This is a genomic window from Streptomyces sp. NPDC005811 (genome assembly GCF_040630405.1).
Lineage (GTDB): Bacteria > Actinomycetota > Actinomycetes > Streptomycetales > Streptomycetaceae > Streptomyces.
On the sequence record NZ_JBEXXK010000062.1, the window covers coordinates 63,805 to 70,617 of the forward strand.

Consider the following 6,813-nt stretch of genomic DNA (forward strand, 5'->3'; position numbering starts at 1 on the left):
TTGATGCATCCGATGGTGAAGCCCGCGCTGCGGCGCGGCTGGCGGGACCTCAACACCGTGCAGTTCGGAATGGCTCCGGCACACGCGCTGACCCTCGGCCCGGTGGACACGGCGACGGGCGGTTTCCTCGACCTGCTGGACGGCACCCGGGGCCTCGATCTGCTGCGCGAGGAGGGGCGCCGCATGGATCTGCCGGAGGGCCATGTGGACCGGCTGGTGGAGCGGCTGGGCCGGGCGGGACTCCTCGACGACGCGCGCGGGGGCGGGCCGGACGGCGCGGCCCTGCGCGAGAGGCAGGAGGTGATGGACCGGCTGCGGCCGGATCTCGCCTCGCTGTCCCTGACCGCGTCGGCCCCGGGCGAGGCGCTCGGCCGGCTCGCGGCCCGGCGCCGGCTGCGGGTGCAGGTGCGCGGCGCGGGCCGGGTCGGCGCGGTGCTGGCGGCGCTGCTGTCGGGCGCGGGGGTCGGCGAGGTGGACGTGCGGGACGGCGGTCTGGTGGAGCCGGGGGACGTGGCACCGGGCGGGCTGTCCGCCGAGTCGGTCGGCGAGCGCCGGGACGAGGCGGCCCGTCGGGCCGTGCGCGCGGCCGCCCCGGACCGCCCGTCGCGCGGGAGGACCCGGTCACCGTCCGGGGCGGGAACCCCCGGGCTCGCCCTGGTGATCATCGCCCCTCGGGACGATGTCCGTGTGCATGCGCCGCCGACGTCCGCCGCCGATCCCCTGCTCGCTTCCGGCACCCCGCATCTGTACGCGGGGGTCGTGGAGGCGACGGGTGTCGTGGGGCCGCTCGTCCTGCCCGGTGAGACGGGCTGCGCCGGCTGTCTGCAGCGGACGCGCACCGACCGGGACGAGACCTGGCCACGGCTGGTCGCGCAATGGCAGTCGGGGCGCCGCCGCCCCGTGCAGGCCTGCGACCTCACCCTGGCCACGGCGGTCGCGGGCCTCGCGGCCGCCCATGCGCTCACCTTCCTCGACGGCCGCCTCCCCTCCAGCGCGGGAGCCCGCTGGGAGGTCTCCCTCCCCACCCTGCAGTGGCACGCCCGGCCGGTGTCGCCGCACTCCGCGTGTCCGTGCGGCGCGTCCGGGGAGGGCGGGTCCGGGGAGGGCGCGCCGAAAGGTAAGGCGGAACACACACCCGAGGACGGGGGATCGCACGCGACAATGGCAGGGCAACGGCAATCTAGGGAGTTACGCCGTACGACAGTGGCGGCGCGGCAGGCTGGGACTTGGAGGGCGTATGTCTGATCTTCCCCGGAAGGCGGTCACCCGGACCGCCAAGCTCGCCGCGCTGCCGCTCGGCTTCGCCGGACGGGCGACCTGGGGCCTGGGCAAGCGGATCGTGGGCGAGTCCGCGGAGATCGTCGGCCGTGAGCTGCAACAGCGGACGGCGGAGCAGCTCTTCAAGGTGCTGGGTGAGCTCAAGGGCGGGGCGATGAAGTTCGGGCAGGCCCTGTCCGTCTTCGAGTCGGCCCTGCCCGAGGAGGTCGCCGGCCCCTACCGCGCGGCGCTGACGAAGCTCCAGGACGCGGCGCCGCCGATGCCGACCCGCACGGTGCACGCGGTGCTCGCGGAGCGCCTGGGTGCGGACTGGCCGGATCTGTTCACGGAGTTCGACGACAGGCCCGCCGCCGCGGCCTCCATCGGCCAGGTCCACCGCGCGGTGTGGCACGACGGACGGGCGGTCGCGGTCAAGGTGCAGTACCCGGGAGCGGGCGAGGCCCTGCTCTCCGACCTGACCCAACTGAGCCGTTTCGCCCGCCTGTTGGGTCCGCTGATCCCCGGCATGGACGTCAAGCCGCTGATCTCCGAGCTCCGTGACCGGGTCTCCGAGGAGCTGGACTACGCCTTGGAGGCGCAGGCTCAGCAGGCCCACGCGGAGGAGTTCGCCGGTGATCCGGACGTCGTGGTCCCGGCGGTGGTGCACCAGTGCGAGCAGGTCCTGGTCACCGAGTGGATGGACGGCATCCCGTTGTCCGAGGTGATCACCGGGGGGACCCAGGAGCAGCGCGACCGCGCCGGACAGCTGCTGTCCCGCTTCCTGTTCTCCGGCCCGGCCCGCACCGGCCTGCTGCACGCCGATCCGCACCCGGGCAACTTCCGTCTGCTGCCCGGCGGGCCGGACGGCGAGGAGGACTGGCGGCTCGGTGTCCTGGACTTCGGCACGGTCGACCGGCTCTCGGGCGGTCTGCCGGAACCGATCGGCGAGTCCCTGCGGATGACCCTGGACGGCGAGGCGGACGCGGTCTACGCACTCCTGTGCACGGAGGGCTTCGTCAAGGAGTCCATCGAGCTGGACCCGGACGCGGTCCTCGACTATCTGCTGCCGATCATCGAGCCGGCCAAGGCGGAGGAGTTCACCTTCACCCGCGGCTGGATGCGCAGTCAGGCGGCCCGGATCGCCGATCCCCGGTCCCCCGCCCACCAGTTGGGCAAGCAGCTCAACCTGCCGCCGGCCTATCTGCTGATCCATCGGGTGACCCTCAGCACGATCGGTGTGCTGTGCCAGCTCGGCGCGACGGTTCGGCTGCGGGACGAACTGGAGGAGTGGCTGCCGGGGTTCGTCCCGGAGGAGGACCTGGAGCCGCTCGGGATAGAGGAGTCGGTGGCGGAGGCCTGACGGTCCCCGGCAACGCGCCGCGGGGGCCGGTCCGTTCGGACGGACCGGCCCCCGCGGGGACAGTGAGCGCCTCCTGTGTCGCGAGGCCACCGCTTCCGGTGTGGGGTTACTGCATCACGGCGATGGCGAGCGCCCGGCGGGCACGCCGCGAGGCGCGCTCGGCCTTGCGCTGCATCCGGCGGGCGGTCGCCAGGCGCACGGCCAGGCGGTCACGCTCGGCCTCGTGCAGTCGCTCGTGCATATGCGCACGTGCCAGGGCTTCTGGGATGAGTTGCATCTCTCGGGTCCTGTTCTGACGCGAGTCGATCGCGCCGGTGGTGGTGACGTCTTCGGTCGCGGAGCCTTCGGGCTCGCTGGTGAACGGCTTCATCGGGGCCTGCTTCTGGGGGTCTTGCGTGAGGGGGCGGTCGATCGTTCCTGCGGTGTTCATGCCGTGACCGGGTTCTTGCGCGGGCGACCACGCGGCCGCTTCCGGGCGACGACGACGCCCTGCACGAAGAGCTCGCCACCCCAGACGCCCCAGGGCTCACGCCGCTCCTTGGCACCGGCGAGGCAGGCCTCGATCAGCGGGCAGGTGCGGCAGAGGGACTTGGCGTACTCGACGTCGGCCGGCGACTCGGCGAAGAAGACCTCCGGGTCGTAGGAGCGGCAGGGGACGGGTACGCCGAGGTTCTCGATGGCGTCGTCGAGCGCGGTGAGCGCGGTGAGCGGGGTCAAGGTGGAGTCCTCCGTGAGGCCGGGCGGGGAGATCGTTTCGGAAGGCGGTACGGACGTGGCGTGCGCTTCGAGTTGCACGGTTTCGTCTTCCTCGTCTGTCGGTCCGGCCCTGTTGGGCCGGGTGTCGGCGTTTCTGGTCCCGAGGCCCCTTCGCCCGTCCGTCCCCGGTACGGGGACAAACAGAAGGGCCGCGGATCCCGGTTGGGGTTCCGCGGCCCTGAAGGCGCCGGCCTGATCGACGATCAGGCTGGATCACTCCAGGGTTCTGGCCCACGGAAGGCCCACATCAGGTGGTGCTGCGTCGTCTGCTTCCGGAATCCGGCACCGGTGGCTGCAAAGGCATAGGCATGTGCCTGTCCCTTTACTGCTTCCAGTGCCTCGGTCGGTCGCTCATTGCGCTCACGGACGGGAAGGCCCGCGGGAGCAACGGAGGAGGACGCCAGGCGGCCGGCACGAATGCCGGACAGACCGGTGCCCAGGGTCGAGGCGCCGAGCATGCACGTGGAGACGACCGAGGGATCGGTCAGTTTGGCGCTGCTGCTGATGGAGCTGCGGTTGATGATGATCACTGGAATCGCCTCCTCTCGGCGTCTCGGGGGACCGGGGGTGAGCCCAGTCCAACGGATATGTAAGTAGAGCACGGAATCGGGGCCTCAGAGAAGGCCGCCGTCCCCGTGTCCTAGAACCTATGGGGATTGCTGGGGCATGCGCAAACTATTTTTTCGACGAGTTCGCGTCGTCTCCGCGCCAGTCCGTCTCCTCGTCGTCCGTGAGGGGTTGGCCTGCACAGATGGCCAGCACATCGGCCCCGTAGCGGTTGAGCTTGCGGACGCCGACCCCGGGGATCCGCGCGAGCTCGCCCGCCTCCTCGGGAACGGCCTCGGCGATGGCCATCAGCGTCTTGTCGGTGAAGACGCAGAACGCGGGCTGCCCGCCTCGCCGCGCCTGGCGCGCGCGCCACTCCCGCAGCCGCTCGTAGATCCCCTCGTCCATGTCGGAGGGGCAGTCCTCGCAGCGCATCAGCTTCATCTCGCCGGCCTCGGTGAGGGTCCGCCCGCAGACCCGGCACCGGGCCGGGGTGCGCTGCGTCCGGCGGGGCACCGCCGCCGGACCCGCGCCGGCGGTGCCGAAGCCGCGCTCGATGCCGCCCGAGGCTCCGCCGCCCCGGGCGGCTCCCGCGCCGGAGCCGGGGCGCAGTCCGTCGAGGAAGCGGCTCGGGCGGCGGCTGGGCCGGCCGCCCGGTGAGCGGGAGAGCGCCCAGGACACGTGCAGGCGCTGACGGGCACGGGTGACGCCCACGTAGAGGAGGCGGCGCTCCTCCTCGATCTGCTCGTCGGTCCGGGCGTAGGTGATCGGCATCATGCCCTCGGCGACCCCGACCAGGAAGACGACGTCCCACTCCAGGCCCTTGGCCGAGTGCAGGGAGGCGAGGGTGACGCCCTGGACGGTCGGGGCGTGCTGGGCGCTCGCCCGCTCGTCGAGTTCGGCGACCAGGTCGGCGAGGGTGGCGCCGGGCCGGGCGGCCTCGAAGTCCTGGGCGAGGTGGACGAGTGCGGCCAGCGACTCCCAGCGCTCTCTGACGGCCCCGGAGCCCGCGGGGGGCTGAGGGGTCCAGCCTTCGCCGGAGAGGACGGCACGCACCTGCGAGGGCAGGTCGACGGTGTCCTCCAGCAGGGTGTCGTTGCGCCCGAAACGGGCCGCGCCGCGCAGGGCGACCCCCGCCTTGCGCACCTCGGGCCGGTCGAAGAAGCGCTCGGCACCGCGCAGTTGGTAGGGGACGCCGAGGTCGGCGAGGGCCTGTTCGTACGTCTCGGACTGGGCGTTGGTGCGGAACAGGACGGCGATCTCGGCGGCCGGGACGCCGGCGGCGAGGAGGTCCCGGATACGGCGGGCGGCGCCCTCGGCCTCGGCGGGCTCGTCGGTGAACTCGGTGTAGACGGGTTCGGGTCCGGGGGCGCGCTGGGAGACCAGTTCCAGCCGGTGGTCGGCGGCGCGGCCGCGGGCCTGGGAGAGCAGTCCGTTGGCGAGGTGGACGACCTGGGGGGTGGAGCGGTAGTCGCGGACCAGCTTGACGACGGTGGCGCCGGGGTGGCGGGTGCGGAAGTCGAGGAGGTGGTCGGGGGTGGCGCCGGTGAAGGAGTAGATCGTCTGGCTGGCGTCGCCGACGACGCAGAGGTCGTCCCGCTCGCCGAGCCAGAGCTCCAGCAGACGCTGCTGGAGGGGGCTGACGTCCTGGTACTCGTCGACCACGAAGTGCTGGTACTGGGCGCGCACCTGCTCGGCGATGTCGTGGCGGTCCTGGAGGACGGCGACGGTCAGCAGCAGGACGTCCTCGAAGTCGATGACTCCGCGGTCGCGCTTGAGGTCCTCGTAGGCGGCGTAGAGCTGGGCGATCTCGGCGGGGTCGCGAGGGGCCTCGCGGCCGGCCTTGGCGGCGGCGAGGGCGTAGTCCGCGGGCACGGTCTGGGTGACCTTGGACCACTCGATCTCCGCGGTGGCGTCCCGCAGCTCGCCGCGGTCCAGGCGCAGCCGGCAGGCGGCGGCCGCGTCGGCGACGAGCTGGATCTTGCGGTCGACGAGCCGGGGCAGCGAGCCACCGATCGCTTTCGGCCAGAAGTACTGGAGCTGGCGCAGGGCGGCGGAGTGGAACGTACGGGCCTGGACGCCCTGGGCGCCGAGCTGGCGGAGCCGGCCGCGCATCTCGCCGGCGGCGCGGTTGGTGAAGGTGACGGCGAGCACGCTGGAGGGCTGGAGGATGCCGGCGCGGACGCCGTAGGCGATGCGGTGGGTGATCGCCCGGGTCTTGCCGGTGCCGGCTCCGGCCAGCACGCACACCGGCCCGTGCAGGGAGGTGGCCACCTCGCGCTGCTCGGGGTCGAGCCCTTCGAGCACCGCGTCGGCCGAGTCGGGGACCCGCGGGAAGAGGGGGGAGTGCGTTGCTGCTGTCACACCGCCATGCTGCCAGGTCGGCGGAGACGGGCGAGCCGGTTGTCCACAGGCGGGGCCTCGCAGTCGTACCAATGCGGCGGACGTCACGGCTGCGGGAATGGTGACGCTTTCAAGTACGTTCCCCCCATACGACCGCCGTCCCCCACCCGCCGAAGGAGTACAAGAGACATGCTGGGCACTGTGACGATGTACAGCACCACGTGGTGCGGTTACTGCCAGCGGCTGAAGAAGCAGCTGGAACGCGAGGGCATCGCGTACACCGAGATCAACATCGAGCAGGACCCGGAGTCCGCGGCGTTCGTGGAGAAGGCGAATGGCGGAAACCAGACGGTGCCGACCGTGCTCTTCGCCGACGGTTCGACGCTGACGAACCCGTCGCTGGCGCAGGTGAAGCAGAAGATCAGCGCGTAAGAGCGCAGGCGAGCAGCAGGAGGGGGGGGGGCCCGGCCGGGCGCCCCCCCCCCCCGGCCGGGACACACAACAGCGCCCCCGGCACCGCCGGGCCGAACCCACCCCCAAACCGCCGGGCC

7 protein-coding genes are annotated in these 6,813 nt (G+C 72.6%); 3 read left to right on the forward strand and 4 right to left on the reverse strand.

Features of this window, described 5'->3' with window-relative positions:
* Positions 1–3 precede the first annotated feature (3 nt).
* Positions 4–1,245 carry a TOMM precursor leader peptide-binding protein gene (locus ABZ490_RS43615; protein ID WP_359003478.1) on the forward strand — a complete coding sequence of 414 codons (1,242 nt, stop codon included), beginning with the start codon at positions 4–6 and terminating at the stop codon, positions 1,243–1,245.
* Positions 1,238–2,617: an AarF/ABC1/UbiB kinase family protein gene (locus ABZ490_RS43620; protein WP_359003480.1), complete on the forward strand. Its 1,380-nt coding sequence runs from the start codon at positions 1,238–1,240 to the stop codon at positions 2,615–2,617. The genes ABZ490_RS43615 and ABZ490_RS43620 overlap by 8 nt, the downstream gene beginning before the upstream one ends.
* Before the next feature lie 106 nt (positions 2,618–2,723).
* On the opposite strand, the gene ABZ490_RS43625 is transcribed toward ABZ490_RS43620, so the two are convergent.
* The 4 genes from ABZ490_RS43625 to ABZ490_RS43640 all read right to left on the reverse strand — a co-directional run bounded on the left by ABZ490_RS43625 (position 2,724) and on the right by ABZ490_RS43640 (position 6,283).
* On the reverse strand, positions 2,724–3,047 hold the full coding sequence (locus tag ABZ490_RS43625) for a hypothetical protein (protein ID WP_359003483.1): 324 nt from the start codon (positions 3,045–3,047) through the stop codon (positions 2,724–2,726).
* Positions 3,044–3,412, reverse strand: a complete 369-nt coding sequence (locus ABZ490_RS43630; RefSeq protein WP_055638270.1) for a WhiB family transcriptional regulator — start codon at positions 3,410–3,412, stop codon at positions 3,044–3,046. The genes ABZ490_RS43625 and ABZ490_RS43630 overlap by 4 nt, the downstream gene beginning before the upstream one ends.
* Positions 3,413–3,576: 164 nt before the next feature.
* Entirely contained in the window at positions 3,577–3,903 is a 327-nt protein-coding gene (locus tag ABZ490_RS43635) for a hypothetical protein (protein WP_359003486.1), read from the reverse strand.
* Positions 3,904–4,048: 145 nt separating this feature from the next.
* On the reverse strand, positions 4,049–6,283 hold the full coding sequence (locus ABZ490_RS43640; protein ID WP_359003489.1) for an ATP-dependent DNA helicase UvrD2: 2,235 nt from the start codon (positions 6,281–6,283) through the stop codon (positions 4,049–4,051).
* 168 nt (positions 6,284–6,451) lie between these two features.
* Between ABZ490_RS43640 and ABZ490_RS43645 the strand changes: the two genes are divergently transcribed.
* Positions 6,452–6,694, forward strand: coding sequence for a mycoredoxin (locus ABZ490_RS43645; RefSeq protein ID WP_055638267.1), 243 nt, complete (start codon positions 6,452–6,454; stop codon positions 6,692–6,694).
* Positions 6,695–6,813 lie beyond the last annotated feature (119 nt).